This window comes from Nostoc sp. DedQUE12b, from assembly GCF_034530835.1.
In the GTDB taxonomy this organism is placed as follows: Bacteria; Cyanobacteriota; Cyanobacteriia; order Cyanobacteriales; family Nostocaceae; genus Nostoc.
In genome coordinates this window covers 1-25,445 of sequence record NZ_JAVRCI010000092.1, presented here as the reverse complement: position 1 = coordinate 25,445, position 25,445 = coordinate 1, and the positions used below count along the sequence as shown (strand labels likewise).

The following is a 25,445-nucleotide window of genomic DNA, read 5'->3' as shown; positions in this document are numbered from 1 at the left end:
CCAGCCTTCAGATGGAATGGCTTTTATCTCACAATGCTTAACCCGAACTCAGGTTTAATAGCCTCTACAAGCGCGTCTAGACCGACTAAGAAATCATCAGCTTCTACTGATGCCAAATACTCTAAACATTCACCATAGGCGCGTCTAGTCCCCTGAGTCATCTGACTGACCTTAAGTATTTCTCTGACTACTTCTGAGATTGGTAGTTTAGATTTCTCAGCCAAGCTTGCCAGCCAGTTATAAGTACTTTCCTCAACCCGAAATGATAATGCTTTAGTTTTCATTTTAGTTATCCCATTTACCTGATTTAGTCAAATACATCTTTTATGAGTTTTAGGCGTTTCAGATGATTTTTGTATTTGACATTCTCTTTAGTAGATGGACAAATAAATCAAGTAGGTAAAAACAAATGTCTGGCAACTGGCAACAATATATTGATGAACATTTAGCAACTGTTAAGAAGCTACAGGCTGAACAGGAAGCCGAGCGACAAAAGGCAGCCGATGAGAAGCGCGTCAAGGCAGAGTCAAGAAAAGCAACTATGAAGTTCTTAGAGCAGTTTATCGATACTGCTATCAAGTTCGGAACTCTAACACCTGAACAGGTCAGTATCTATCTGACTAACTACCGACTTGAGTATGGCGACAATGCCCTAGTTGCTAAGTACTTAGGCTTGGTTGTTCAGTTGATTACTCATCCTCAGACCGGAGTCGAGTCAACCACAGCGCGTTTTGGCAATGGCGGTTTAATCTGGCGTGGTCAGACCTACAAGAACTGTCGAGAACTCCATGAATCCCTAGTCGCTTTAATGGCTGACTTTGACCCCTTTGATAACAACATTGTTTGGTTAGAATACCTGTTGCAAGACTTGTTTGAGGATGAGTCTAAGTTAGCAGCAGCCCCATTTCGAGATACCTGGCCAACTGAAGTAATACTAATCAGACAACTGGTTGAACAGTCTAAAAATGCAGTTGAAATCCCTGATATAGACAACCTGACTACTGATGATATGTTTATCATTCAGTCCCTTGTAGGCGGTTTCTAAAGCCTTCAGTAAGGCATAGTTTAACCCCCGGTAGGTCTAGTTAACTTACCGGGGTTTTCTTATAGTTTATTCGGGTTGATTAGGAAGCGATATAGAGAACATAAACCATGTTTCTCTTCCGGTTATCTTGTGGGGTTAAGTTAATCCAATCTTCCTTTATTTCTTCATTAGCAGTCATATACTGATCAATATGATTGATTGTACTATCCCATACAACCCCCGCTTTTTTCATAGCCTTAAAGATGTTATCCAATCTTTTCTCAACCACTGGAATGTAGTATTTTTCAGTAGCGGTAACTGAAGCTTGAACTGTTGCATTAGCCATGTTATTATGCTCCTAATATTTCAATGATTTGTTTTTGATTGCCGGGTGTAGTTCGTAGCTACTCCCGGTATTTGTTTGGCGGTTTACTTTTCTGACTGAGGTTTGTTTAGCAACCTCATAACCATGTACTGATTAAGGGAAATCAGTTCCCCTATTTGCTGGCAATACTCGAAGTGCGCTTTCTTTAGTGTTTCATAATCCTCATCTGAGAATCTAACCGTTATTGCCTTTCCCATGCCCTCTTCCGTTTCTATATAACCAATATAACCAATGTAACTAATGGTTATATCTGTAAATATACTGATATTTAGAATGTCTGGTATAAGTTCAAGGCGAATGCTCTGGTATAGTTGACTCATGGGTGAATAGGTAAAACAAGCCCCTCTGATGCATCCTAGAGGGGTTTTGAGGTTATCCATTGGTGAGTAGGGAGTCAGGAGTAAGGAGTCAGCGCACATGATAGGATATCAGGTAATGCTTATCACATAAACCCTAGTAGTTAGCCTAGATGATTGGTATCCTTGACCTCAGTGATTTACCAGAATAGACTGAGATTAGTAGTATCGGATACTAGTAAGTTTAATGCTAAATAAATATCTAAACCTTATTGAAAAGCATCCTATTAGGTTAGCTGCCACAATAGCTATCATCGGGGGGTTAGGGTTTATACCCTATATGGTGTTTCAAATGGGCGCACCTAGAACAAATCAACCCCAGGAACAAGCCCAAATCCAAACCCCAGTAAGTGATTTAGATGATGATGGGGATGATGAACCCTTTGATAGAACCCAATGTAAGGTTTATTATGCGGGTGTACTATCGGGCGCTAATGTGTTCTGGTTTCATCATGGCTCCAGTGGGACATACCTAATGTTTACAGATAGTGATCAGTTGGTAGATAGGGCACAAAATAGAGGTGCAAACATCTGGCTAGCTAAATCGGATTTCCTAAATCTACTCGGTAATGACCTAATGCAGCAGATGGAGGCAGAAGTTAAGGAAGTATTTGCTAGCCGACTAGACCGCGCTAACTATGTGGCTGTGGTTGATGACAGCTTAACCGCCAGAGCGATCGGCTCTGCAAATGATTGTGTAAGGTAATACTGATTTATAACTTAAGCCCCCGGTGGTTGTCTTAAGGGATACCAGAGAAGGCTAAGGGGTGTTAGGCGATCGCTGGGTTACTGGTTAGGTTACATGGTTACATTCTTAGGCTACAAAGTTACATCTCTATGTAACCTCTGAAATCCTTATACAGTATAGGGTATAGCCTCTAGGTTACATAGTTACATCAAAATCCCCTTGAACTTTTACATAGTTAGTTGGGTGATATTTCTTATCTAAAAACTATGTAACTATGTAACCTAATGGCTGAAAGCTATACCCCTTATGAATCCTAGCGGTTACATTTTCCTAAAAATAATGTAACCCGATGTAACCTTTTTATGTAGCCTAACTCTCAAAGCCTTACCCTATAAGCATTTTAAAGGTTACACCAGCTAATGCCGATGTAACCTATGGTTAGTTATTTAGCTATTAACTGCCTATGCTTGACCTCTGGCTTCCTTCCTAACTTCTACGGTTACATCCTGGTTAGACTGCCAACCCCCTAACTTTGTTGACCAATAGCACCACTCACCCGTGCCAACAAACTTAGCCATTATGGGTTTCTCAGTAGTCTTTAAGGCATAAACTCTCTCTGTCTTACCGCCTACCTTAATCGGTCGCTGATCATAACCTAACTGCTTAAGGCTATTAATAACCGCAGTCTTATTTTTCCCTTGGTTATCCGCATGAGTCCCCATAGCTAACTGGATATCAACTACCTTAAAGGCGATCTCTCTGTTACCCTCTTTTGTGGCTACCTCTAGCACCCTCTCTAACTGTTCAACCCAGCTACCCTCAATCATGTACTCGCGGTTTCTAACCTCTGAGGCTACTTGGCTATCCTCTGACAAGTCTGTAGAATGCCCATTGAGTAACTTATGGTAAGCAGTAGCCCATAGTTGATCCACATTATCTTCTAACCAGGATAAAGGCAGTTTCCACCCATCGGCTAAGTCTACAACCCAGAAGCGCTTATTACCTGTAGTATCAACTAAAAACTTAGACTCATTAGTTGTACCGATGAATAGAGTTACCCGCTCTGTTACTGATGCCTCATCAGCTTCTTTATATTTCTGAATATATGTGTCTTTTGTGGTACTCAGTAAGCTTTTTAGTACACTAGCCTCTTTGCCTTTGAATAGGCGGTCACACTCGGATAGTTCCATAATCCAAGTAAACTTACAAAGGCGGATAATATCAGCCTCGGATGTACCAGCCCTTAACTCAGTACCCCAAGACTTAGCTAATATTCTGGTAAATGCTGACTTACCCGCATCTTGATCACCTTTGAGAATCAGCGATCGCTTCATTAGGCAACCTGGGGTTATAGCTCTCTGAACAGCCCCACATAACCAACTAGTAATCATTTCTTGGGTTAATGGGTCATCAGTACCAAATAGCACTTTACCTAAGTTATCCCACTCTGGCAGAGGTTGTAAGTCACTCTCAATATAAAATGGAGCAAATCTAGATACCCCTTTCTCTGTATTTATCCTTTCCTGTTCCTCAAAACCCAGATGGTTAGTCCAGACTTTCTTCTCTGAATATTCTTTATAAACCTTGGTTAAATACTTCTGGACTGGTTGAAACTTTCTACCCTCTAACATTTGTTCTAGTTGGCGCTCATAAAAGCCCTTAGATGCTTGGGGAGATGACATCTGCAAAGCTTTCTCTAACTTAGCCATCAGTTTACTTCTGGTAGTCGCTACACCCTCATAATGGACAATATCAGCCCAACCATCTAACTCTAAATGCTTCCCATAAGCAGCCTCAAATATTTGCCAGAATGAGTAAGCTTTCTCTCTTGAGTTCTGAATGTAATCTTTTGCCAACTTCCTGGCTCTTTCAGAGGCATGGATATCTTTAGGATCACTTGCCCTAGATTTATCCCCACCTGACCCAATAGAATGCCCAAAGAAGTCAACCGAGTACAACAAGCTTAGAAGCCTATCTGCTTTGGCGCTGTCATCCTCATCAAAGCTAATAGCGCTTGACTTAGTATCATTAAAGCTGTTATAATCAGACATATCGACTTCCTTTAAGTTGGTTTTGTTTGAGTAATCCATTATTTGAATCCTTGGGCATTAGCCCTGTGTTTGTTTGAACTAAATATTGAACTTTAGGGTAACTAGCTGCTAACTGGTTGCCCTATTTGGTTTGTAGTGGTTGCACTGGGAAGCCTAAAGCAGCTAACCTGATATATTCTGACTGGCTGTAACCTGCTACCTTAGCCAGTTCCTTAATCTTTGCCACTTCCTGTTCAGTAGCCCTGAAGTTAACCTTTGATGTTCTAGTCATCTGAGTAATCCTTATTGAACTTACTTATAATCAGTCAAGTCTGGTTAGTTAACAGTAGAATCATGGTTCTAGGCTCTGGGCAATACTGGAAACCTTAAGGAATCCTAAAGATATCTAAATCTATACCTTTAAGAATAGGTATTTATACTTCCGGGTTTACTGTTACCCCTAAATCTGCCTTGATTGCCTTGAGTACAGTAGACCGGACATAGCTAGACATCCCCTGTCCTGTCTCAGTGGCAGCTTGCTGTAGTAGTTCATGCTCTTGTTCAGTTAACCAGACCTGTAACTTAACTTTCCGGGTAGTTCTCTGGTTATTCATTGTTATTTTTATTTCTTAGTATACTCCTATTGTAACCTATAAAATATTAATGTCAGTAGCTAACTGGCATATTTTTAGTAAAAACTGGCACATGGAGTTAACCGATTTTGAGGTTATTTGGTATTTTAGGCTGGCTGATAATACCTGAAGCGATCGCCAGCGCAAGCCAGTTACCCCTATGCCCAAATAAAAGCCCCCTGGAAGGATAACCAGAGGGTAAACAACTACTGAAGAGAAATGCTTAGTTAAAAATAGGGCTTTTATAAAAGTTACAGTTACCTCTACTTAGTCAGATATACCCTAAAACTCTGGTAGGACTATTCCCAACTACCCTAGTTATCTCAGCCGATAGGGATGTCCGGTAAGTCTGGACGGTTAACCAGATGACCATAAGTTTGCATAACCATTCGGGTGTCTTTATGCCCTAGTAAATATGCCACCCCAGTAACCGGGGTTCCTTGATCTATGGCATGACTAGCAGTAGTATGCCGAGTTGTATAGGGTCTTCGGTAATCTATGCCGACTTTAGTTAGTACCTTAACCCAGTACCTCTCTCGGAAGTTACCATCATCTATCGTTTTTCCTTGAACCGTAGTAAATACTAAGGAATCTTGGTCAGGTTTAGGAGGTTTGATTGACCATAATAGTAGCCGTAGCTCATCAGTCATTCCCAGATGTCTGCTACCACCTGTTTTAGTCTCCTTTCTAACCCTCTGATACCCGTTACCGGCCCAGTCTCTAGAGAGACTTTCTTGGATGGTTATAAAACCTTGGTCAAAGTCCACATGACACCAACGTAACCCAATGGCTTCAGATGTCCTAACACCTGTAGCCAATAAAAACTTAACAAAGGGCGCGTAGTGTATGGCTGACTCTTCAAAACCCCGGATAATCACTTTTATCTCTCTAGAAGTAAAGGGTTTGATTGACTTAGCGTACACTCTACGGGTTTTTAGCTCGTCATAGGGGTTACTAGTTACCAGGGTTTTTGATACAGCCCAGCGATAGCATCTTTTCAAATAACCCAGGCGTTGATTAAAAGTTGAGGCTCCTAAGTGGGATTGGGTCAACCACAGGGTATCTAGCAAATCAGGATTAGCTTTAATAATCTGCTGCCTAATCGCTCTGTAATGATGTTGTCTGGTAGCTACTGAAAGGTTGAGGCTGTCTACCCAGTAATCCCACAGTTCTAGAAGCGTTAGAGGTTTTGAGGCTTGGGTACTGGATTGTATAGGTTGCTTTGGAGTTAGTCGATAGCGGTCTAGTGTTGGGTCAAAGTTCTTAGCTAGGATGTCATTTTGTATTTGGCTGGCGATCGCCTGTGCCGTCTTGTAGTCCCTGTGGTTAGTAAACTGCCCGCCGGGGATTGGGTTAAATGAGTACCGTTTACCCCCTACGGAAAACTTTAGTTGAATAGAACCATTATTATTAACTGGCTTGATTTCCCTCACTGTCCTAAACCCGTCTTAAAGGTTGTGCTAGGACTCGCTAGGGTGCTTATAGGTAAGGCTTCTGGGCTTCTGGGCTACACCCTTGGTAAGGGTGAGGTCACGAGTTCAATCCTCGTCACGGGCTTTTTAAATTAACGAAATAACTGACGAGAAGTCGAGGGTTTCAGGCTTTTTAAGGAATCTGAATGTTGAAAATTCGACTCTATTACTTGCATTTTTGACTATGATTTGGCTATGCAGGATAGAATTTTGGCTATGATTTGACATAGAAAACAATCACTGTCGCTTCAGTACTATCTGTATACCGCGATAGAGGAGATATAAAGAATTATCCCTTTCATCATCTCAGCTTAATTTTCAGATATAATGGTACGCGCTAGCTGTTAAAATACAACCTGTTAAAAATTCAATGACTTAAGTCTATTGCGCTCTAAATTTGATCGCTAAGAAGCATTAATTATTGATGATTTAATATTTTCTCCAGTTTTTCTCCAGTTTCTGTTAACTGTAGTTCCACTTTTCCATAAGCCTTTTTCACCCAATATCCTCTGGGTGGCTTTTCTACCCCATAAGCCTTACACCACTTTTCTACAGCTTTATCAGACACGCTAAAATCTCTCCCAATTTGTGCGGTTGGCTTTTCCCAAACTAGTTTTTCTAGTTCTTCTTTTGTTGGCCTTTCAACTTTTCTGGTATGAATTCTAGAGTCTGGGTTAACCTTTCTAGTTGTTAAATCAACGCCAAACTCCTTGTAGGTTCGCTTAAGTGCTACTTCAGTTAAATCTGTAAAATCTTCCCACCAATAAAAAGGATTGGGTGATTTAGGTGGCGTTGTCCTAATACCGCAACCGCCAAACGTGATTGATGGATATACTACTTTGTTTATATCTGGCAAATAAAGGCCATAGAAATCAAAGTCATCAGATTTGTACTTTTTCTCATGACAACCATTCTTGTCTGCCCAATTGCTTTTATTTTTCAGTGTGCCATCACAACTGTATTTAGCTTGAATTCTGTAACATTTGCCATCTTTGTAGGCAATCAAATCAAAGGGTGCATGTTCAGTTACTACTGGTATGAAAACTGAATATTCTTTCTCGACTAAATCTGCTATCACTTTAGCAGCTGCTAGATCACCCTTATCTTTTGTGTGGTGCATTTATATGAACTCTCAAGCCTATTTGGTAAATTACCATGAAAAGGCTTCTTTAGGGTTCGTATTAAGTTAAAACGAGCGCGGCAGGGTTCGAACCTGCGACCAACGGATTAGAAATCCGTGGCTCTATCCACTGAGCTACGCGCCCAACATAAATTAATGACTCCCGAAAGAGTCATTTATACCATTATATCGTTTTCGCGTACCAAGAAGCAATCAAAAATTGCAGATTTACCACTAGCAAGGCTAAGATGCTAGTCGCTAGTTAGTGCAATCTACACCGAAAACGAAACAGATGGAGTATTGGTTTAGATATATTGAGTTGTCAAGGGGTTATTTGCCTGTTAACGCCACCGTCCTCTGGGCGGCTACCTTCGGGAAGGATCTGGCGATCGCTAGGCTTATTCCCACAGTATGCTAGGTAATTTCAGCCTTGGCGATGCTGCCAAATGCCATTATATATTCCATATTAAGAGTGCCCCTGTGAGGAGTTATTTGCTAGTGCCATGTTTATTCTCAAACGGCAGGATGTTGAAATATCAAGCATTCAGCACCCAAAAAAGGATCAGCAGGTGCCGATCCTTAGTTATCAAGGGCAGACTTTTCGCTTGATTAGCGTATTCAAAGCTAGTCAAGAAGAAGAAGCTAGAGCCTTATGGAGAGAATTAACGGATAACCGGGGTAAAGCCTGTGTTTTGCTGGAAGAACCCGAACGCTTTAGTGTTTGGGGTAAAATCCGTTTAGAGCAACTAGATAGTGACACAGGTGGTCATGGCAAAACGGCGATTTTAGTCCAAGCCGGTATTTTGCTGTTGCAGGGTGTTTCTATTGACATTGAAGAGTTTTTAGGTGCTAGGCAAGCTGCATTATTTGAAAAAGATATTGCGGAGGTGTTCAAGCAAAAACAATTTCCCCAAGCATCTTCCCTAGAAGCGGTTAAATATTTGGTATCTACTAATCCTTTGCCGACAGCCAAAATACCTGATTGGCAAGAAAATCATGTAGTTATCCTGTTACAAGAACTGCATCGATTAGGAAAGGCCTATTTTGGCAACGCTAATTTTACCAAACAAGTGATTTATAAGCTAGAAGATATGCCAGAAGCCGAGCGATCGCTGTTTATCACTTGGCTAAATCAATCGCCACTGGGTAAACTATGGCAGTAGCATGGAAATTTTTTCACAAAAATCCTGCCACTGGCACTTGCTTTTGGTGTCCGATTGTGTATTACCTGACAGACACACTGCTAGATATACAGTCCTTTAACTCAAAATACTGCCAGAGTGCATCTACATAGTCAAGTCTTATGAATAACTCTTACGAGAATTCGTTCCTTTCTAAATCAATTTTCAACACTCAGAACATTGTTTTAGCTAATATTGGCTGGGCCGTACTGGCACTGCTATACTTTTTGTTGTTTAGTGCCAAAGTTCCCGGAGCAGATGGCATCGAAAGCCGAGCCGAGTGGTATGTGATTGGCACAAATATTTTTGAAGCTTTAGCTTATTTGGGTGCCAGTATCTTATGCTTGAGGAACTGGCTGAGTCAGCAAATCGTCAGTGGCCGGAATGTTTGGCTCTTAATTGGGCTAGGTATGCTTTCCTATTTCATTGGGGGGATAATTTTCGGCTATACCGAAATAGTTTTAAAAGATGAACCGGATGTGTCTGTAGGCGATATATTTTTTGTACTTAGTTATTTATTACTTGGCGCAGGCATGATTTTAGCTGTGGCTTCCAGGCGAATCAATCTGGAAAAATGGCAGTGGCTAATTGTGTTAGCAATTGCAGTGTTCGGTAGTTTGTTGGCATGGTGGATTTCTATGCAACAGGAAATACCCTCAGAACTGCTAGTCGCTATTTTGAATTGGTTTTACGTAGTTAGCGATGTAGTTTTGCTAATTATTGCTACCACCCTGCTACTAGCCTTTTGGGGAGGAAGAGTTTCCCAGTCTTGGCGAATGATTGCAGCGGCGGCCTTTTCGCTCTACATTGCAGATATGTGGTTTAAATATGCCCAAGGCCCCAATTATCAAAGTGGAGAGATATTAGAAGTGTTTTGGGTGTTTAGTGGAGTGTTATTTGGCATGGGCGCTGTCTTAGAATATGACGCATCACTAAGACGAACGCGGCGTACCAGCGGACGAAAACGAGCTTAGTAAAGATTTTTGGTATCTACCGTGAGAAAATTAACAGACTCTGACAAGCAAGAAATTTTGAAGTTATATCGAGAGACTGCCGAAACAACCTCAACTTTGGCAGACCGCTATGGTGTGAGTAACTCGACAATTAGCCGCCTGCTCAAAAGCACTTTGCCAGAAGATGAGTATGAATACTTAGTCTCTTTAAAGCGGGCTGCGAGAACTCCTGAAGGCAGGGCACAGGTAAGCTATGAGCAGTTACCACTGCTGAGTCAACCAGAACCAGAGCCGGAGATAGAAGTTCCACCCAGCGAAAGCCAACCCCTAGAAGTACCAAAGGTTGAGCCACTACCACGTAAGATAATTCGTGTAGAGCAGGAACTGTACTCAGAGGAAACGGCGGAGTCAATTGCTGCTAGTAGACGAGTGCGGCGACGCCCTTCGGCGACGGAGAAACCGAAACTCCGAATCACAGCAGATAAATTAGAAACTCCAGAGCCAAAGCCGCCGGAAATAGTCAGCATTCCCATCCCACCGCTAAAGAATGAACATCCAGGAGCAGCTGTCATCGCGCACATGCTAGGCGAAGATTTGCTCGACGAATCAGAGGATTTGGATGATTTAGATGATGATGATTTAGAGGATGACGACTTTGAGGAAGAAGACTTTGATGATGATGACCTGGATGAGCAAAGACCTTTAGTTACAAGAAGAAGACCAGGTGAAGCATCAGTTGAAGTTTTACCACTGTCGATAGCGAATTTGCCCAAAACTTGCTATTTGGTAATTGACCGTTCTTCGGAATTAATTACCCGTCCTCTGAGGGACTTTGGTGACTTGGGGCAAATTCCCAGCCTAGAAACCCAGCAAAGAACTCTGCCGGTGTTTGATAACCATCGCGTCGCCAAGCGTTTTTCTACTAAACGCGATCGCGTGATTAAAGTTCCTGATAGTAAAATGCTCCATAAGGCTCGGACTCATCTCCAAGCTAAGGGCATCACACGACTGCTAATTGATGGTCAGGTCTATTCCTTGTCTACGACGGTTTAGAGGTCATGGAGACACCTGCTGGCTATGGTGTGGTATTGGTGACAGCTGGCAACATGCAGGAGGCAGAATCAATTGCTAATGCCCTTGTGGAGGCTAAACTTGCTGCTTGTGTGAGTCTGTTACCAATCCACTCAATTTACACTTGGCAAGGAGAACTGCATAAAGAGCAAGAATGGCAATTACTGATTAAAACTGATTTGGCACAATTTTCTGCAATGGAGGCCAAAATTAAAGAACTTCATTCCTATGAAGTGCCAGAAATTATTGCTTTACCAATTGTTGCTAGTTCTCAAGCCTACTTGCAGTGGATTTCTCAGCAAGTAAAAATTAAAGGGTAAGGATTGTTATAACTTCTCACTCTTTACTCTCAACTAATAACTCTAAGCGTAAACAGCCCTTGCAAAACGTTCTGCCAAGTAAATAATGTCCTGTCTACGAGCAATTTGGTTCATCCATTGTTTGGGAATATTTTCCACGCCGTAGTAAATTCCCGCTAATCCACCAGTTACAGCAGCGGTAGTATCTGTATCTCCGCCTAAGTTGACAGCTTTCAGCACCGCCTCAGAATAAGACGAGCTATTTAATAAACACCACAGGGATGATTCTAAGGTATCAATCACATAGCCACCAGAATTAATCTCTTCTACTGGTATCTTGGCAATCTCACCACTGAAAACTCTGCCAAAATGCGGCTTCTCTAATAAAAATTCCCGTACAGAATAAATTGTTTGGATATCTTGTAATCCTTGTAAGTAAGCGGTTTGGGGGTCAGCCCCTTCTAAGAGCGCCACTGCAATACTAATATAAATGCCACAGGCCATTTGCGATCGCGCATGAGCATGAGTAATCGCTGAAACATCATGCACTCGCGCCAGCAATTCGCCTAAAGTCAAGTTTCTGTGACAATAAGCCATCGGCAAGATTCTCATCAACGAACCATTGCCATTACTATTTTCAACCTTACCACCCGCCTGATGGGGAACAACTCCCTGTTTGAGGCGCATAATTGCTGTGTGAGTAGTTTGACCAATATCAAAGACATCGCCACGAGGAGTCCAGTAAGCCTCCTTATACCAGCGCCAGAAGGAATTGGCTATCGCATCCAAGGAATACCCTCTACAAAGGCATTCTGCCAAGCAAAAGCTTAAGGAACTGTCATCTGACCAAGTTCCTGGTGGTTGATTCCATGTGCCATAACCCAACATCGTTGTCACTGGAGATTTTACTCGTTCAGCACGGCTAGTAAACTCCACTGGTACACCCAACGCATCACCGACACATAAACCCATCAAACCAGACAACGTTTTTGCAGCGGTTAGCATTATTCAATCTCCACGAGAATTGCTCAAAATTAACTTTATAGATTCCCTCTATAGCGTGTTGCAACAGATGTTACAGCCTACTTTTTCGCAGATGATGAAAAGATAGGCAAAAATTCTTAATCGAGTATTTTATTTACCATATCCCAACTTAGTTTTAGTTCCACATATTGTGACAGTTTTAAAAGCGTCTGTTAGGGGAACAAACAGCCAGAATCCAAAGACATTGAGATGTAATTATAACAGCTTATTTATCAATTTAAGGAATAGTTATCTTCTAAGCGTTATGCATTAACAACAACAGTTTTTTCATAAAAGCTGGGAATAATTTGGAACATTATCACTTTATTTTCGACCTGGAATATACAAGTAAAAAATACAAAATTTGGTAAAAATTATGAAACGCTTCCTCAAGTCTTTCGTGACAATTTCTGCATTGTCTTCCTTAATAGTTGCTCCTTTTGTTCTATCAGCTGGCCAAGCTTCTGCTGAAACCAAAAAGGGTACTGATGCTAGTTATGTTGGTGCTGGTGTTGCAGCTGGCGTTACCAGTGGCGGACAAGGCATCAATGATAATGCCACATTTGGTGGTAATGTCACAGGTCGCGTGAAATTAGGAACTACGCCGTTTTCTGCACGCGGTAATGTCCTCTGGAGTGATAAAACAAGTGCCATAATTCCAGAACTTTCTGTGGATGTGCCTATAGCTAACAGAACTAATGCCTATTTAACTGGTGGTTATTCTTTTGTAGAGAAAGATGGTTCACCAACTCCTATAGGTAATAGAGATTCAGTTGTGGTAGGTGCTGGTGTTGAATCGGAAGTTGCTAATAACTTCCTCGTCTACACTAATGCCAAAGTAGGACTTGGTGCTTACCAAAATAGCGATGCTTCTGCTGTTAGCATCAATGGTGGTATTGGTTATCGCTTCAAATAAAAGATTATTGAGTCCTCAGTCAGTTTATACTTTACTTAGTACTCAGGACTCAGCACTTCTTCACTCACTACTCTAAAAAGCTGGTTTTGTTAAGTATTACATCACTGACAAAGCCAGCTTTTGCCGTGATAAAATTAAAATATTCCTCATTATTCCGGCCGGATTACCGGGGATCAAGTAGTCGAAGGGTGCTGATTCGGCGTCTACTAATGCTTTATTGAGAATACTATACAAGTCTAATGGTTAAATCTGCTCCTTCCCCCATCGCTAGCCGTAAGCCTTCCAAAGTAGAAGGGATCAAGGAAAATAGTAATTTTTTGCGTGAACCTGTAGCAACTGAGATCCTTCAAGACACTACCCATTTTACTGAAAATGCGGTACAGCTTTTGAAGTATCACGGTTCTTATCAACAGGATAACCGCGACAACCGCACTAAGGGACAGGAAAAAGATTATCAGTTTATGCTGCGGACAAAAAATCCAGGTGGTTTAGTACCGCCGCAGCTATATCTGGCTTTAGATAAAATAGCTGATGAGTATGGCAACCACACGTTACGAGCAACTACCCGTCAAGGTTTCCAACTGCACGGAATTTTAAAGAAGAATCTTAAATCAGCAATTGCCACCATTGTCAAGAACCTGGGTTCGACTTTGGGAGCTTGCGGCGACATCAACCGCAACGTGATGGCACCACCAGCCCCTTTTAAGAATCGTCCAGAGTATCAGTATGCCTGGGACTATGCCCAGAATATTGCTGACTTGCTGACAGCACAGACAGGCGCTTATTACGAAATTTGGTTAGATGGGGAAAAGGCAATTAGTGCTGAAGAAGACCCAGAGGTGAAGGCGGCGCGACAACGCAATGGGAATGGCACAATTATCCATGACAACGAAGAACCGATTTATGGCACGTACTATATGCCCCGCAAGTTCAAAATTTGCGTGACAGTGCCTGGGGATAATTCGATTGATTTGTATTCTCAAGACCTGACGTTGGTAGTAATTACCAATAAGAAGAAGCAATTAGAAGGATTTAATATTTTTGCTGGTGGTGGTTTAGGCAGAACCCACGGTAAAGAAGAAACTTTTGCTAGGTTAGCAGACCCCATCGGTTATGTGGCAAAAGATGACGTTTACGACATTGTGAAAGCGATTGTTGCTACCCAGAGAGATTATGGCGATCGCACCGATCGTCGTCATGCCAGATTAAAATATTTAATCAACGATTGGGGCTTAGAAAAATTCCGCACTCAAGTTGAAGAATATTTCGGTAAATCAATTGAAGCCTTCAAACCACTGCCAGAGTTTAAATTTCACGACTTCCTCGGCTGGAATGAACAAGGTGATGGCAAGCTATTCTTAGGAATTTCCATTGACAATGGTCGAATCAAGGATGAAGGTTCGTTTCAACTGAAAACCGCTTTGCGGGAAATTGTCGAACAGTTCAACTTACCCATCCGCCTGACACCCAACCATAACCTGATTTTTTACGATATCGAACCAGATAGCAAGGAAGCTATTCAAGACATTCTTAGCCGTCACGGTGTCGGAGACGACCCTAGTAAAATAGAACCTTTAGTACGGTATGCAATGGCTTGTCCGGCTTTGCCCACTTGCGGCTTGGCAATCACTGAATCAGAACGAGCAATACCGGGTATTTTGGAAAGAGTTCGCGCTCTTTTGGATAAAGTTGGTTTACAAAAAGAACATTTTGTGGTGAGGATGACTGGATGCCCCAACGGTTGCGCTCGTCCCTACCTCGCAGAATTAGGATTTGTCGGTAGCGCTCCAGAATCTTATCAATTATGGTTAGGGGGTTCGCCAAATCAGACTCGACTAGCACAACCTTACATAGAAAAGCTGCACCATAATGACTTGGAAACCTTCTTAGAGCCGATTTTTGTTTACTTTAAGAAATTTCGGAAATCGAAGGAAAAGTTTGGTGATTTTTGCGATCGCGTTGGTTTTGATGCCATCCGCGAATTTGCTGCTAGCTACGAACCGCAAACAGCTAATGGTGCAAACAAATCGCGTCATCGGGTCAATTTGAAAGAAGAGGTTTATGGCAAGTTGAAAGAAGTAGCAGAAAGTCAAGGTAAACCCATGACTCAGTTAGTTACTGAAGCGCTAGAGGCTTACTTCCAGAATCTTTCGTAAGCTGAATAATTGAAGATAATGAAATCAAGGAGAGACACAGATAAATTCATTTGTGTCTCTCTGGTATAAGTCCTAATACAGTTAGGTAACACATCCAAAGGAAAACTGAAATATGGTGACAACAGCAAAATTCGCAGAAACTAGGGATGTGCTGCAAAACATCAGCTGGCAGACATTCAAAGCTATGCTGGCAGATATGGGATCTGAGCGAAATAAAAGGCTAGCTTATGACAACGGAATAGTAGAAATTATGACCCCCCTGATGCCACACGAGAACTCAAACCGTCTCATCGAAGGTTTTGTTCTTGTGTTGTGTGAAGAATTTGGTTTAGAAGTTAAAAGCGCTGGCTCGTTGACTATGACGCGGGATGATTTGGAGCAAGGAGGCGAGCCGGACAGTAGTTACTATATCCAAAATGAATTGTTAGTTCGCAACAAAGAAAATATTGACCTAAATACAGACCCACCACCAGACATAGTACTGGAAGTGGAATATTCCAGACCCAAGATAGACAAGTTAAGCCTTTATGCTTCAATGGGAGTCCCAGAATTCTGGCGGTATAACGGAAATGTCTTGAAAATCTACGCCCTTAACAGTGGACAATACTCGCAAAGCGATCGCAGTCCAACTTTTGCGCCTGTTCTGGTGACGGAGATTCCCCGATTTATTCAAGAAAGCAAGAAAGTTGGACAAATAACAGCAACTCGTGCTTTCCGTACCTGGGTTAGACAACAGATATCTACAGCAGGGCAATAATTTATTAAGAAAAATGTCTCAACTGCAAAGAATTGCGATCGCACCCTCCCAATTTCAACAAGGGCAAATTTTACTCACCAAAGAACAGCAGCATTATTTGGGGCGTGTGTTGCGCTTGCGTGAAGGCGATCGCTTTATTGCAATGGATGGTAAAGGAAAATGGTGGTTAGCGCAGCTAACAGGGGAACAAGCACAGGTTTTAGAATCGCTTGTAGTAGAAACTGAATTACCTGTATCAATTACGCTGATGGTGGCGTTGCCCAAAGGCAATGGATTTGATGAAGTGGTGCGGTGTTGTACAGAGTTGGGAGTAACTTGTATTGCACCAGTATTGAGCGATCGCACTTTACTACATCCTAGCCCTCAAAAGCTTGAACGTTGGCGACGCATCGCAGCCGAAGCCGCTGAACAATCAGAGCGCTCATTCGTGCCGACAATTTTAGATCCTGTTGCTTTTAATACTGCTGTCACCGCGAATCAGACAAGTCACCGTTATATTTGTGAGGCTCGCGGAGAGTATCCCCATTTAAACAAAGTGCTGAGTAGCATCTCTGAGGAGATTGTCATTGCTATTGGGCCAGAAGGGGGATGGACAACACAAGAAGTAGAGAATGCCAAATCAGCCGGATTTCAACCCGTTTCCCTTGGTCGCCGCATCCTGAGAGCAGTTACAGCCCCAGTAGTAGCATTATCCTTGATTACCGCAAGTTGTGAAGTATAAATGATTTATAGCTTACGCAAAATTACTTTTGCGCGAGACATCACTCCAGCGTGTATTTAGAGTAAGTGATGATTGAGCAAGTTGCGATCGCCTTTGAGCATAAAGATTATCAAACAGCAGCTAAATTACTCAAACAGCTGCAAAAAGAATCACCCGAAAATCCTTGGGTACAATATTATCTCGGTCGGCTCCATGAAGTATCCCAAAAGCGCCAAGATGCAGAAAAAATTTATCGGCAATTGCTGCGAGATACAAGGAACACCAAAATAGTAACGCTCGCACGCCAAGGTTTGCGACGCCTACAAGAAATGGAGCTAGAAGAAAGACAAAGAGCTATTTCCCAAGCAAAATCTGAACCAAATAACACCGAACTTGGCGTATTAGTCTTAGAGCCACTCAGTAACGAATTGAAAACAGAAGTGTCTCGAAAATTTGCCCAGATTATGCAGCTAGACCCCTACACTGCACGGCTGATACTCCCAAGTCGTGGCTGGAGATTGTACCGCACTGGCCAAGTAGGAGAACTAAAATTTTATGGCAAACAGCTACAGCAGGCTGGTATTCCTTGCTTTTGGGCAACAATAGCGCAAATTCAGCAAATTCAAGTTTATCAAGTCAAACATTTCCAAGCATCTACCCCACAAGCTACTGTTGTTTGCCGAAACGAAGTCAATCAACTTGGTTCTCTCACCTTTGACTGGTCAGAAGTCACAGCGAGAGTAGTAGGACTTTTGCCCATTTTTGAACAAGTTGTAGATGTTGATGCTCGCCATAAACTGGAATGGAAAACTCAAACACAAGACTATGCTCAGTTTTGTGATTTACACATACCTGGTAGACGTTCTATTCTTCGACTTTATGATAACGGCTATGAATTTCAGCAAGGTTTAGAAATTATTCCTCAAGCTAGCCAAAATACAATCAGAATTAATTGGAATAGTTTATCAAGTTGGATTGACCAGCAACTACCTCAAGTCAAAATCTGGTCAGATTTCACGTTTTTTGCAGATACAACATTAGATCAAACCGAAATTTTGAGTCATATCAAGTCTCACATCGAGCTGTTTCGTAGGGAACAGACTAATTGGGACTCAGCTTTTCATTTGTATAGTGGACTGGTGTTTGTTAAATAATTTGTAATTTGTAATTCGTAATTCGTATTAAGTAGGTTGGCACAATTAAACCGAACTATACAAAGTTTTGTATGGGTAAAGGGAAAAGGTTAAAGGGTAAAGGTTTTTCCCTTTTACCCTTAACCTTTACCCTTCTTAATTTAGTTGTGTTTTTTAGCACCTACTTACTTACCTACCTGAATAACTCAGTTCATAAATCAAATTGGAGTGTTATATCAAATTTATGAATATAGTCAGTACTAAAAACCAATAGCTAGGGGGTTTGTACGTTAAATCCCCTCAAGGAGAGCAACTAGTTTTTCCACTCAAGCATACGGAAGTTATAGCAAAAAAGGCAAATAGCATATTTAGTGAAACGCGCTCCAGCGGAAGCTCCCCCAAAAGCTCCAGATTTTATTGTCCAAAGCCCGCTATCAAAGTAAAAAAAGCCAAAGCGAAAAAAATCAGCCCCGCGATCGCCAAAATTAGCAGCGCCTATCCACCAACAGTTAGAAGTCATCAGTATTACTGGCTTGAATGAAGCGGCAATTGCCGATCTAACTCAACACTTAGAAAAAACAAATTTACTCCCAGGCTTTGGTGGTGAAATCGTTTTCGAGTTCACTGTCAACAAGAGTCGGGTAGCAGGGATAATGTTAGACGAGGAAACCTCAACCCTAAAAGATGCAGTTGTAGTGGAGAAAATTAAGCGATCGCTCCTAATTTGGAGAGTTCCCCCATCTACAAATAGCAAAGTTATCTTAACCTTGCATCTTCGTGTTTAATCTATAGAGACCGTAAATTTACGGTCTCTATGAATTATTTAGGTGTTTTAATCTGACGCGCCATGTCTAGATAAACACTCATATTCGCTCCTGGACGACGACGACCATTAGAGCTAGTAGTCGAAGGAGCTAGATATTTTGGTGCAAAGGTTGTTTCAGTTGGCTCTTCTTTGAGTACTTTCGCTGCCGCGGCTTTTGCTTTTTTGCCTGGTTCAATTTTAAGGCCCTCAGCAGTCTGGACTAGTTGAACGTCGGCTGGTTTGGGATTTTTAGCTGATTTTTCCTTAGCTGGTTTTTCCTTAGCCTTAGACGCGGCGGTTTTTGTTCCATTCAATGAATCTGGTTTAGATGGAGTTGGTGCTTCTGATGAAATTGTATCTGCTACTTTCTTAGCATTCGATGCAACTGTTGATGTAACTGTATCTGCTACTTTCTTCGCGTTCGATGCTACCTCCTTAGCAGCATCTTTGGCAGCATCTTTGGCTTCGTCCAATTCTAAAAAGTAGCCGTTGCTTTTCTTCTTTCCGGGTAATAATCCAGTAATAAAGCCCAGAATACCCCCAAGGAAACCCTGAATACCCGAAATTAACTTTTTGATAAAATCCATTACAATTACTCCTGCCTTTTACCTTTTATATTTTGAACTCGACCGTAATTGTTAAAAATTACGAAAAAATGTTACATTATCTACTTGGCTTCACCCCGCTCTGGTGACAACCCTTATAGGTTTGTGCTTAATTAACATTGTAGTAAAACCACAGGGCAAATGTTCTATTGCAAGCATTTGCAACCTGCACACACCGAGAACTAATTATTAAATTTTACTGTAGCTAAGAGCAAGATTCTGAAAGCAAGCTTCACAATAATTAACATTTCTTTGTTTGGTAAATAGCCAATTGAAGTTAAACAAGCAGTTTGCTCTCACCCAGTCGAAGGAGTGTCATAGCGTATTGGCAAACGAACTGATTAATTTGTAAAACTTTATACAAATTCTCTTTGGAAGCAGTTTAGTTTTGTTTGCAACAATACCTTTTAAAGAATCCGAAAAACAATAGCTTCAGTTTGTAGAGCAGTATGTACCTACAAAAGTGAAATACACCCCTTAATTCAGCCAGATTTTGTAAATGAACATTGAAAATCAACAACGCAATCCCGTTTTGTTAATACACGGCATTGACGATACAGAGGCAGTTTTCCATAGAATGGCGGCTCAATTAAGACTAGAGGGCTGGTCTGTATATAGCCTGAATCTAGTTCCTAACAATGGTGATGTGGGTCTTGATGAATTGGCAAAACAAGTAGCCGATTATGTTACAGCGACCTTTGCACCAGAACAACGTCTAGATTTAATCGGCTTCAGTATGGGAGGAATTGTCAGCCGTTACTATGTTCAGCGATTAGGAGGAATTAACCGCGTGCAGCGGTTTATTACCATCGCTTCGCCTCATTATGGAACTGTAGTTGCCTATGGTTCCCGTCGTCCTGGTTGCTTACAAATGCGCCCCGACAGCATTTTTCTCAAAGATTTAAATTCTGATGCTGTAATGTTGGGCCAGCTAGATTTTACGTCTATCTGGACACCTTATGATTTGATGATTGTCCCAGCAAATAGTTCACAAATGCCCGTAGGAAGCCAAGTAATAGTACCAGTTACTCTACACCCTTGGATGCTGACAGACTCCAGGAGTTTAACGGTAGTCACAGCAGCTTTAGCAAAGCCTATTAAGCTATCCTTGCTGAATAAAAAATCCAGTCAGTAACCAGGATGCTTGTTACGCTCGCATCACTTAATTTTTAATTTTTTAAGTTCTATCCCCAATTTGCGTATGTTCGTAACTCCCAAAAATCGCCTCTGGGTGACGATAATACTTGAACTCCATGAGATTATGAAAGGGATCTTCTAAAAAGAAAGTGCGATGCTCAAGAGGAGAACCAACAAAGCGATTTTTGGTTTCTTCACGAAAAAGTAGCTGTTGTTGTTGTGCCCTTTGTAGTAAATCTTGCCAGTCACGTTCTTGGGTAAAAATTAGCCCAAAATGTCTGGGATAGATAGTTTGTTGCGGTGTCAAAGGTCCTTTTGTGACATGAGCCACTAATTGATGACCGTAGAGATTGAGTATCAGGGCATGATGGTTTTCACGACCAGGAATGCAGCCCAAACCATCTACATAATATGCTTTTGTTTGGGCAATGTCAGTTACAGGGAAAGCTAGATGGAATAAAGTTTGGCTCATAGCTTATGTGAAAAATACTAGTAATTTATGCTATCTACAATTTATGCTATTAAGTTTTGATTGTGGTTAACTTGAACACAGTTTTTATTGACATTAACTTATATTCTTTATCCTTATTACTAAGATTGGGCACTGAGTAATACTTCCGCCACTGTACTCTGCGGCTATGGAGAAGAGTCTACCTAACTCAAAAGAAGTTTTGCATTTTGTTTAATCATTGCAGCGTATATCTAAAACCTCATTGATGGTTTAACACTCAGCTTTCAGAATGATGCCTACGCAATTTAGTGAATAATACAAACATATTATTTTACCTAGAGAGGTTGCAAAAATAAAGCACTAAGCATCACAAATCCGTTATTCTGTTGATATTCAGACAAAATTACTCATGATTAATTGCTGATGTCATCCTCAATAGATTCTGTAAATCCCTGGTTAATAGCAGTAGTATTAAACACAATTTTATTGGGTTTAGCTTGGATTGCTCCCAAAAAGCTACTTACCCCTGCTGGATTATTCCACGCCTGGTTTTTGGCCATCTTAATTTGGGTAACTCTAGGCTGGCAAGGATATGCAGTAGTAATGTTCTATTTTTTGGTTGGTTCTGGCGTTACCCGCATCGGTATGGCGCAGAAGGAGGCAGAAGGAATTGCTGAAAAGCGTTCTGGGGCAAGAGGTCCAGAAAATGTTTGGGGGTCGGCTTTGACTGGGGCGCTGTGTGCTTTGGGAGTAGGAATAATAAATTCGGGATTCCTCGTACCTAATCCCCAGTCTCTAATCCCCAATACTTCGGCAATGCTCAGTACAAGTCCCCAATCCCTATTATTGTTAGCCTATGTAGCGAGTTTCAGTACAAAGCTAGCTGACACCACTGCTAGCGAAGTTGGGAAAGCTTATGGTAAAAGCACCTTTTTGATTACCACACTTCAACCAGTGCCTCGCGGCACAGAAGGAGCGGTAAGCTTGGAAGGAACTTTAGCTGGGATTGTGGCTTCTGTAGCGATCGCACTTGTGGGTTGGGGAGTTGGTTTAATCGATCTATTGGGAGTCGCTTGGTGTGTACTGGCAGCATTTATTGCCACCAACCTAGAAAGTGTGATTGGCGCAACACTGCAATCTAAGTATACCTGGCTGACCAATGAAGTAGTAAATATTTTTAATACATTAATTGGTGCGATCGCATCTGTGCTATTTGCTTGGACATGGATAACTTTCATTAACTAGACTGACGAGAATAAACAATTACAATTACTCGTTTAAGTGGGGCATTTAGACCGTTACCAGTTCCAGATTCCCCACTTAGCACTGGCTAAACCCTAGCTATCCGCTAACAGCACTCAGCATTCTTGAAAGGCATTGGTAAAAAATAACTATTTGCCTTACTACTGCACCACCACTAATATTTTCAATCCTGATTTTGCCCCCACTAGACTGTAAAAGTGATCGTGGCAAATTATTTTATCTACTAGCTATATAATTTTTTGACCATTTATATGTAATTAGTTCATCGAATCTTTATCATTTTTATCCATTAATGACTAGATGATTTCTATATGATTTAATTTAAAAGTCCTATAAGTGTTTAACAATTTTCACATAATTAGTTCATGGAATCTTTATCATTTTTGACAATTAATGACCAAATAATTTCTATAGAGCAAGCAGTAAAGTACCTGCAAGCCTCTGGAAAATTGGGACAGTTCATTGGGGATATTCTCCGGCAGTACGTAATTGAGGAAGAAATCCGAACACGAGATGATATTGAAATTGGTACCACAATTACTGAACAGTCAATTATTGACTTTAGGCTGAAAAATCAACTTACTGACCCCCTAAGTTTTCAAGAATGGTTAAAGACAAATAATACAGATTACGCTACTTTTCACACATCGGTTGCTTTTGGTTACAAGTTAGAAAAGCTGAAAGCTGTAGTGACACAAACAAAACTCCCAGAATATTTTATTGAACGCAAGATTTTCTTGGATCGGGTAGTACTTTCCCGGATTGTTGTTGACAATCGAGAATTGGCAGACGAACTCCAAACCCAAATAGAAGAAGGAGGTAGTTTTGAGCAACTAGCTAAAGAGTATTCCCTTTCAGATGACCGAATTGTGAATGGCATGATGGGAATCGTCAGCCGAGGTAGTATGCCAGATATATTACGGGCCGCTATTGATGTGGCCAGTCCTGGACAATTGATAGGGCCAATAGAAATCGTTGGCAAAGACTCTCCCCAAGGAGAAGGGCCTTATGGTTTGTTTCGAGTAGAACAATTTCTACCAGCGTCTTTAGAAGATACTCAACTACAGCAAGCACTACAAAATGAGTTGTTTGAAAAATGGCTAGCAGAGAAAATTCAAAAACTGACAGTCAAGTTACAAGTGAGTTAAAAACTCTGGATAATGAATCTTTACGATTAAAAGTGCTAGCTTCTTTGCCTTGGAATCAGCCACCGCTATCCTGGCTGACTCCCGAACAACAATCCCGATTGGAAAATGAGTGCCAAACCCGCCAGTATCGTCTTGGAGAAAAAATCTGGTCAAACGATGTTCGCGGTTATCAATTCTTAATTGTGGCTGGGAAAGTCCGCTTGCGAGAAGAGGGCGTTGGTAAACCAATAGCCGCCCTAGATGCAGGGGATTGGTTTGGCGACTTCCAAAAGCTGTCTGCGGATTTTAAAGCTGTAGCTGCTAGTAAAGAAGTGATAGTAGTTTGTTGGGACACTGCGCTGTGGACAGAATTTTCTCACCCACAAATTCAGGAATTTTGGCAAGCGTTACCAGTAGAGATGGAGGGACAAAGGGAGACATTTTCCTTCTCTAGCACTCCTTCAGTAACTTCAGCCTCAGACGGGACTTCCAGCCCCCACAGCCTCCAACCCCAAAAAGGACTCCCAGCCGCCAATTTAATCGCTGCAATTTATCCGTTTGTTGCCAGTTGGAATACTGCTGCTGCCTGTTTAACAATGGTGGCGCAACAGTTAGAAAATTCTGTGCAACTGGAATGGGTGCAGCGTCAACTCAGAGGACAACGCCCAAAACAGGTTGTGGAAGCAGCAGAAAAGTTAGGGTTAGTGTTGCGGCGGTTACAAGTGAGTTGGAGTGAGTTGCGACAGTTGTCATTTCCAGCTTTATTGCTGTGGAATTCTGACTCACCCCAGAGTCCATCCTGGGTGGTGGCTTATGGAGTTAAAGGCGATCGCTTAATTATCGCTAACCCCCTAAATCCTGAACGGACTTGTGAAAGCTTGCCGCAATCTATAGTTGAGGCGTCTTGGGATGGACAATTGTGGCAAGTAGAACTCATCTCCCAGCAAGAAAAATTTAACCTCAGTTGGTTTACCCCAGCAGTTTGGAAGTATAAAGGATTGCTCACAGAAGTATTGTTAGCATCTTTTACCTTGCAGCTTTTGGGGTTAACAACACCGCTAATTACCCAAGTCGTCATTGATAAAGTGATGGTGCAGGGAAGTTTGCCGACTCTTGATGTGATGGCGCTGGCACTTTTATGCGTAGCCATATTTGAATCCGTACTGGGCATTCTGCGCCTATTCATCTTTACCCATACAGCTCGCCGTCTGGATTTGAGTTTATCAGCACAGCTATTTCGCCATCTGATGCGTCTGCCTTTGGCTTATTTTGAGTCACGACGCGTCGGAGACACAGTAGCAAGAGTCCAAGAACTCGAACAAATTCGTCAGTTTCTCACAGGTACAGCATTAACTGTAATTCTAGATAGCATCTTTGCTGTGGTTTACCTGGCATTGATGTTTTACTATAATATTCCACTCACCTTTGTGGCTTTAGCAGTACTGCCGTTGTTTGCCACATTAACGATAGTTGCAACACCAATTCTGCGTAATTGGCTCAACGAAACTTTTAACCGGAGTGCCGATAGTCAATCGTTTCTAGTAGAGACAATCACCGGAATTCACTCCGTTAAAGCCCATGCAGCCGAACCAGTAGCCCGCGATCGCTGGGAAGGCTTATTTGCCCGCTTCATTCGCACAGGTTTTAAAGCCTCTACCACCTCCAATATCAGCAGCAACATTGGTGACTTTCTCACTAATTTGTCCACCATGCTGATTCTCTGGTATGGAGCCAAGTTAGTCATCGAACAAAAGCTCACAATTGGACAGCTTGTTGCATTTCAAATGTTGTCTGGTAGAGTCACAGGCCCGCTTTTGCGCTTAGTACAGTTGTGGCAAAACCTTCAACAAGTGCTACTTTCTGTAGATCGCATTGGTGATATTCTCAACGTCTCCCCAGAAGCTGAACTGGGAACTGGCTTAGTTTTGCCACCCCTGAAAGGACAAATCACCTTCGAGCAAGTATTTTTCCGCTACCGCCCGAACTTTGAAGCAATTCTGCGGGGAATCTCTTTCAGTGCCGAACCAGGGCAGTTTGTTGGCATTGTCGGACGTAGCGGTTCTGGGAAAAGTACTCTGTCTAAACTATTACAACGCCTCTATCAAATTGAATCAGGACGCATCCTGATTGATGGTTTTGATATAAAAAGTGCCGATTTAGC

The 25,445-nt window shown here is 41.8% G+C and carries 28 protein-coding genes and 1 tRNA gene; 17 read left to right on the top strand and 12 right to left on the bottom strand.

Features of this window, described 5'->3' with window-relative positions; translation table 11 throughout:
• Positions 1 to 23: 23 nt before the first annotated feature.
• Positions 24 to 284, bottom strand: coding sequence for a hypothetical protein (locus RMY16_RS28610; protein WP_322739198.1), 261 nt, complete (start codon positions 282 to 284; stop codon positions 24 to 26).
• A 125-nt stretch (positions 285 to 409) separates the two neighbouring features.
• Between RMY16_RS28610 and RMY16_RS28605 the strand changes: the two genes are divergently transcribed.
• The gene (locus RMY16_RS28605) at positions 410 to 1,045 is read left to right on the top strand and encodes a hypothetical protein (RefSeq protein ID WP_322739197.1); all 636 of its coding nucleotides are present in this window, start codon (positions 410 to 412) and stop codon (positions 1,043 to 1,045) included.
• A 79-nt stretch (positions 1,046 to 1,124) separates the two neighbouring features.
• Here RMY16_RS28605 and RMY16_RS28600 read toward each other — a convergent pair whose 3' ends face one another.
• Entirely contained in the window at positions 1,125 to 1,370 is a 246-nt protein-coding gene (locus RMY16_RS28600; protein ID WP_322739195.1) for a hypothetical protein, read from the bottom strand.
• 675 nt (positions 1,371 to 2,045) lie between these two features.
• Here RMY16_RS28600 and RMY16_RS28595 point away from each other — a divergent pair.
• The gene (locus RMY16_RS28595) at positions 2,046 to 2,471 is read left to right on the top strand and encodes a hypothetical protein (protein WP_322739194.1); all 426 of its coding nucleotides are present in this window, start codon (positions 2,046 to 2,048) and stop codon (positions 2,469 to 2,471) included.
• 443 nt (positions 2,472 to 2,914) lie between these two features.
• On the opposite strand, the gene RMY16_RS28590 is transcribed toward RMY16_RS28595, so the two are convergent.
• The 6 genes from RMY16_RS28590 to RMY16_RS28565 form a co-directional block, all read right to left on the bottom strand.
• Positions 2,915 to 4,543, bottom strand: coding sequence for a VapE domain-containing protein (locus RMY16_RS28590; protein ID WP_322739193.1), 1,629 nt, complete (start codon positions 4,541 to 4,543; stop codon positions 2,915 to 2,917).
• An 82-nt stretch (positions 4,544 to 4,625) separates the two neighbouring features.
• Complete coding sequence (locus RMY16_RS28585; RefSeq protein WP_322739192.1) at positions 4,626 to 4,775, bottom strand: plasmid mobilization protein; 150 nt, start codon at positions 4,773 to 4,775, stop codon at positions 4,626 to 4,628.
• A 142-nt stretch (positions 4,776 to 4,917) separates the two neighbouring features.
• Positions 4,918 to 5,097: a plasmid mobilization protein gene (locus RMY16_RS28580; RefSeq protein ID WP_322739191.1), complete on the bottom strand. Its 180-nt coding sequence runs from the start codon at positions 5,095 to 5,097 to the stop codon at positions 4,918 to 4,920.
• A 341-nt stretch (positions 5,098 to 5,438) separates the two neighbouring features.
• On the bottom strand, positions 5,439 to 6,548 hold the full coding sequence (locus RMY16_RS28575) for a site-specific integrase (protein WP_322739190.1): 1,110 nt from the start codon (positions 6,546 to 6,548) through the stop codon (positions 5,439 to 5,441).
• Positions 6,549 to 7,005: 457 nt separating this feature from the next.
• Positions 7,006 to 7,707 (bottom strand): group I intron-associated PD-(D/E)XK endonuclease, encoded by a 702-nt coding sequence (locus RMY16_RS28570; RefSeq protein ID WP_322739189.1) that lies wholly within the window; start codon positions 7,705 to 7,707, stop codon positions 7,006 to 7,008.
• A 72-nt stretch (positions 7,708 to 7,779) separates the two neighbouring features.
• Positions 7,780 to 7,852: transfer RNA gene (locus RMY16_RS28565), tRNA-Arg, on the bottom strand.
• A gap of 147 nt (positions 7,853 to 7,999) precedes the next feature.
• Between RMY16_RS28565 and RMY16_RS28560 the strand changes: the two genes are divergently transcribed.
• From RMY16_RS28560 to cutA, 5 genes are all read left to right on the top strand, one after another.
• Positions 8,000 to 8,125 (top strand): hypothetical protein, encoded by a 126-nt coding sequence (locus tag RMY16_RS28560; protein WP_322739188.1) that lies wholly within the window; start codon positions 8,000 to 8,002, stop codon positions 8,123 to 8,125.
• An 85-nt stretch (positions 8,126 to 8,210) separates the two neighbouring features.
• The gene (locus RMY16_RS28555; RefSeq protein ID WP_322739187.1) at positions 8,211 to 8,870 is read left to right on the top strand and encodes an Npun_F0813 family protein; all 660 of its coding nucleotides are present in this window, start codon (positions 8,211 to 8,213) and stop codon (positions 8,868 to 8,870) included.
• A 140-nt stretch (positions 8,871 to 9,010) separates the two neighbouring features.
• Positions 9,011 to 9,862, top strand: a complete 852-nt coding sequence (locus RMY16_RS28550) for a hypothetical protein (RefSeq protein WP_322739186.1) — start codon at positions 9,011 to 9,013, stop codon at positions 9,860 to 9,862.
• A 21-nt stretch (positions 9,863 to 9,883) separates the two neighbouring features.
• On the top strand, positions 9,884 to 10,894 hold the full coding sequence (locus RMY16_RS28545; protein WP_322739185.1) for a transposase: 1,011 nt from the start codon (positions 9,884 to 9,886) through the stop codon (positions 10,892 to 10,894).
• 5 nt (positions 10,895 to 10,899) lie between these two features.
• Positions 10,900 to 11,232, top strand: coding sequence for a divalent-cation tolerance protein CutA (gene cutA / locus RMY16_RS28540; RefSeq protein WP_322739184.1), 333 nt, complete (start codon positions 10,900 to 10,902; stop codon positions 11,230 to 11,232).
• Positions 11,233 to 11,274: 42 nt separating this feature from the next.
• Here the strand turns inward: cutA and RMY16_RS28535 are convergent, their stop codons facing one another.
• Positions 11,275 to 12,216: an ADP-ribosylglycohydrolase family protein gene (locus RMY16_RS28535; RefSeq protein ID WP_322739183.1), complete on the bottom strand. Its 942-nt coding sequence runs from the start codon at positions 12,214 to 12,216 to the stop codon at positions 11,275 to 11,277.
• 394 nt (positions 12,217 to 12,610) lie between these two features.
• Here RMY16_RS28535 and RMY16_RS28530 point away from each other — a divergent pair, with 394 nt between their 5' ends.
• The 5 genes from RMY16_RS28530 to RMY16_RS28510 all read left to right on the top strand — a co-directional run bounded on the left by RMY16_RS28530 (position 12,611) and on the right by RMY16_RS28510 (position 17,917).
• Positions 12,611 to 13,150, top strand: a complete 540-nt coding sequence (locus RMY16_RS28530) for a hypothetical protein (protein WP_322739182.1) — start codon at positions 12,611 to 12,613, stop codon at positions 13,148 to 13,150.
• A gap of 239 nt (positions 13,151 to 13,389) precedes the next feature.
• On the top strand, positions 13,390 to 15,306 hold the full coding sequence (sir, locus tag RMY16_RS28525) for a sulfite reductase, ferredoxin dependent (protein ID WP_322739181.1): 1,917 nt from the start codon (positions 13,390 to 13,392) through the stop codon (positions 15,304 to 15,306).
• A gap of 112 nt (positions 15,307 to 15,418) precedes the next feature.
• Positions 15,419 to 16,063: a Uma2 family endonuclease gene (locus tag RMY16_RS28520; RefSeq protein WP_322739180.1), complete on the top strand. Its 645-nt coding sequence runs from the start codon at positions 15,419 to 15,421 to the stop codon at positions 16,061 to 16,063.
• A gap of 13 nt (positions 16,064 to 16,076) precedes the next feature.
• The gene (locus RMY16_RS28515) at positions 16,077 to 16,784 is read left to right on the top strand and encodes a 16S rRNA (uracil(1498)-N(3))-methyltransferase (protein ID WP_322739179.1); all 708 of its coding nucleotides are present in this window, start codon (positions 16,077 to 16,079) and stop codon (positions 16,782 to 16,784) included.
• A 68-nt stretch (positions 16,785 to 16,852) separates the two neighbouring features.
• Entirely contained in the window at positions 16,853 to 17,917 is a 1,065-nt protein-coding gene (locus tag RMY16_RS28510) for a tetratricopeptide repeat protein (protein ID WP_322739178.1), read from the top strand.
• Positions 17,918 to 18,209: 292 nt separating this feature from the next.
• Here RMY16_RS28510 and RMY16_RS28505 read toward each other — a convergent pair whose 3' ends face one another.
• Positions 18,210 to 18,416: a hypothetical protein gene (locus RMY16_RS28505; protein ID WP_322739177.1), complete on the bottom strand. Its 207-nt coding sequence runs from the start codon at positions 18,414 to 18,416 to the stop codon at positions 18,210 to 18,212.
• Between the two features lie 13 nt (positions 18,417 to 18,429).
• Between RMY16_RS28505 and RMY16_RS28500 the strand changes: the two genes are divergently transcribed.
• Positions 18,430 to 18,681, top strand: a complete 252-nt coding sequence (locus RMY16_RS28500) for an after-VIT domain-containing protein (protein WP_322739176.1) — start codon at positions 18,430 to 18,432, stop codon at positions 18,679 to 18,681.
• Between the two features lie 34 nt (positions 18,682 to 18,715).
• On the opposite strand, the gene RMY16_RS28495 is transcribed toward RMY16_RS28500, so the two are convergent.
• Positions 18,716 to 19,288 carry a hypothetical protein gene (locus tag RMY16_RS28495; RefSeq protein ID WP_322739175.1) on the bottom strand — a complete coding sequence of 191 codons (573 nt, stop codon included), beginning with the start codon at positions 19,286 to 19,288 and terminating at the stop codon, positions 18,716 to 18,718.
• Positions 19,289 to 19,805: 517 nt separating this feature from the next.
• Between RMY16_RS28495 and RMY16_RS28490 the strand changes: the two genes are divergently transcribed.
• Positions 19,806 to 20,441, top strand: a complete 636-nt coding sequence (locus RMY16_RS28490) for a triacylglycerol lipase (protein WP_322739174.1) — start codon at positions 19,806 to 19,808, stop codon at positions 20,439 to 20,441.
• A gap of 42 nt (positions 20,442 to 20,483) precedes the next feature.
• Here RMY16_RS28490 and RMY16_RS28485 read toward each other — a convergent pair whose 3' ends face one another.
• Positions 20,484 to 20,915, bottom strand: a complete 432-nt coding sequence (locus RMY16_RS28485; RefSeq protein ID WP_322739173.1) for a VOC family protein — start codon at positions 20,913 to 20,915, stop codon at positions 20,484 to 20,486.
• 402 nt (positions 20,916 to 21,317) lie between these two features.
• Between RMY16_RS28485 and RMY16_RS28480 the strand changes: the two genes are divergently transcribed.
• The 3 genes from RMY16_RS28480 to RMY16_RS28470 all read left to right on the top strand — a co-directional run.
• Positions 21,318 to 22,139 (top strand): TIGR00297 family protein, encoded by an 822-nt coding sequence (locus RMY16_RS28480; RefSeq protein ID WP_322739172.1) that lies wholly within the window; start codon positions 21,318 to 21,320, stop codon positions 22,137 to 22,139.
• Positions 22,140 to 22,522: 383 nt separating this feature from the next.
• Entirely contained in the window at positions 22,523 to 23,305 is a 783-nt protein-coding gene (locus RMY16_RS28475) for a peptidylprolyl isomerase (RefSeq protein ID WP_322739171.1), read from the top strand.
• A partial coding sequence (locus tag RMY16_RS28470) for an ABC transporter transmembrane domain-containing protein (protein WP_322739170.1) occupies positions 23,254 to 25,445 on the top strand: 2,192 nt, incomplete at its 3' end. The genes RMY16_RS28475 and RMY16_RS28470, both read left to right, overlap by 52 nt.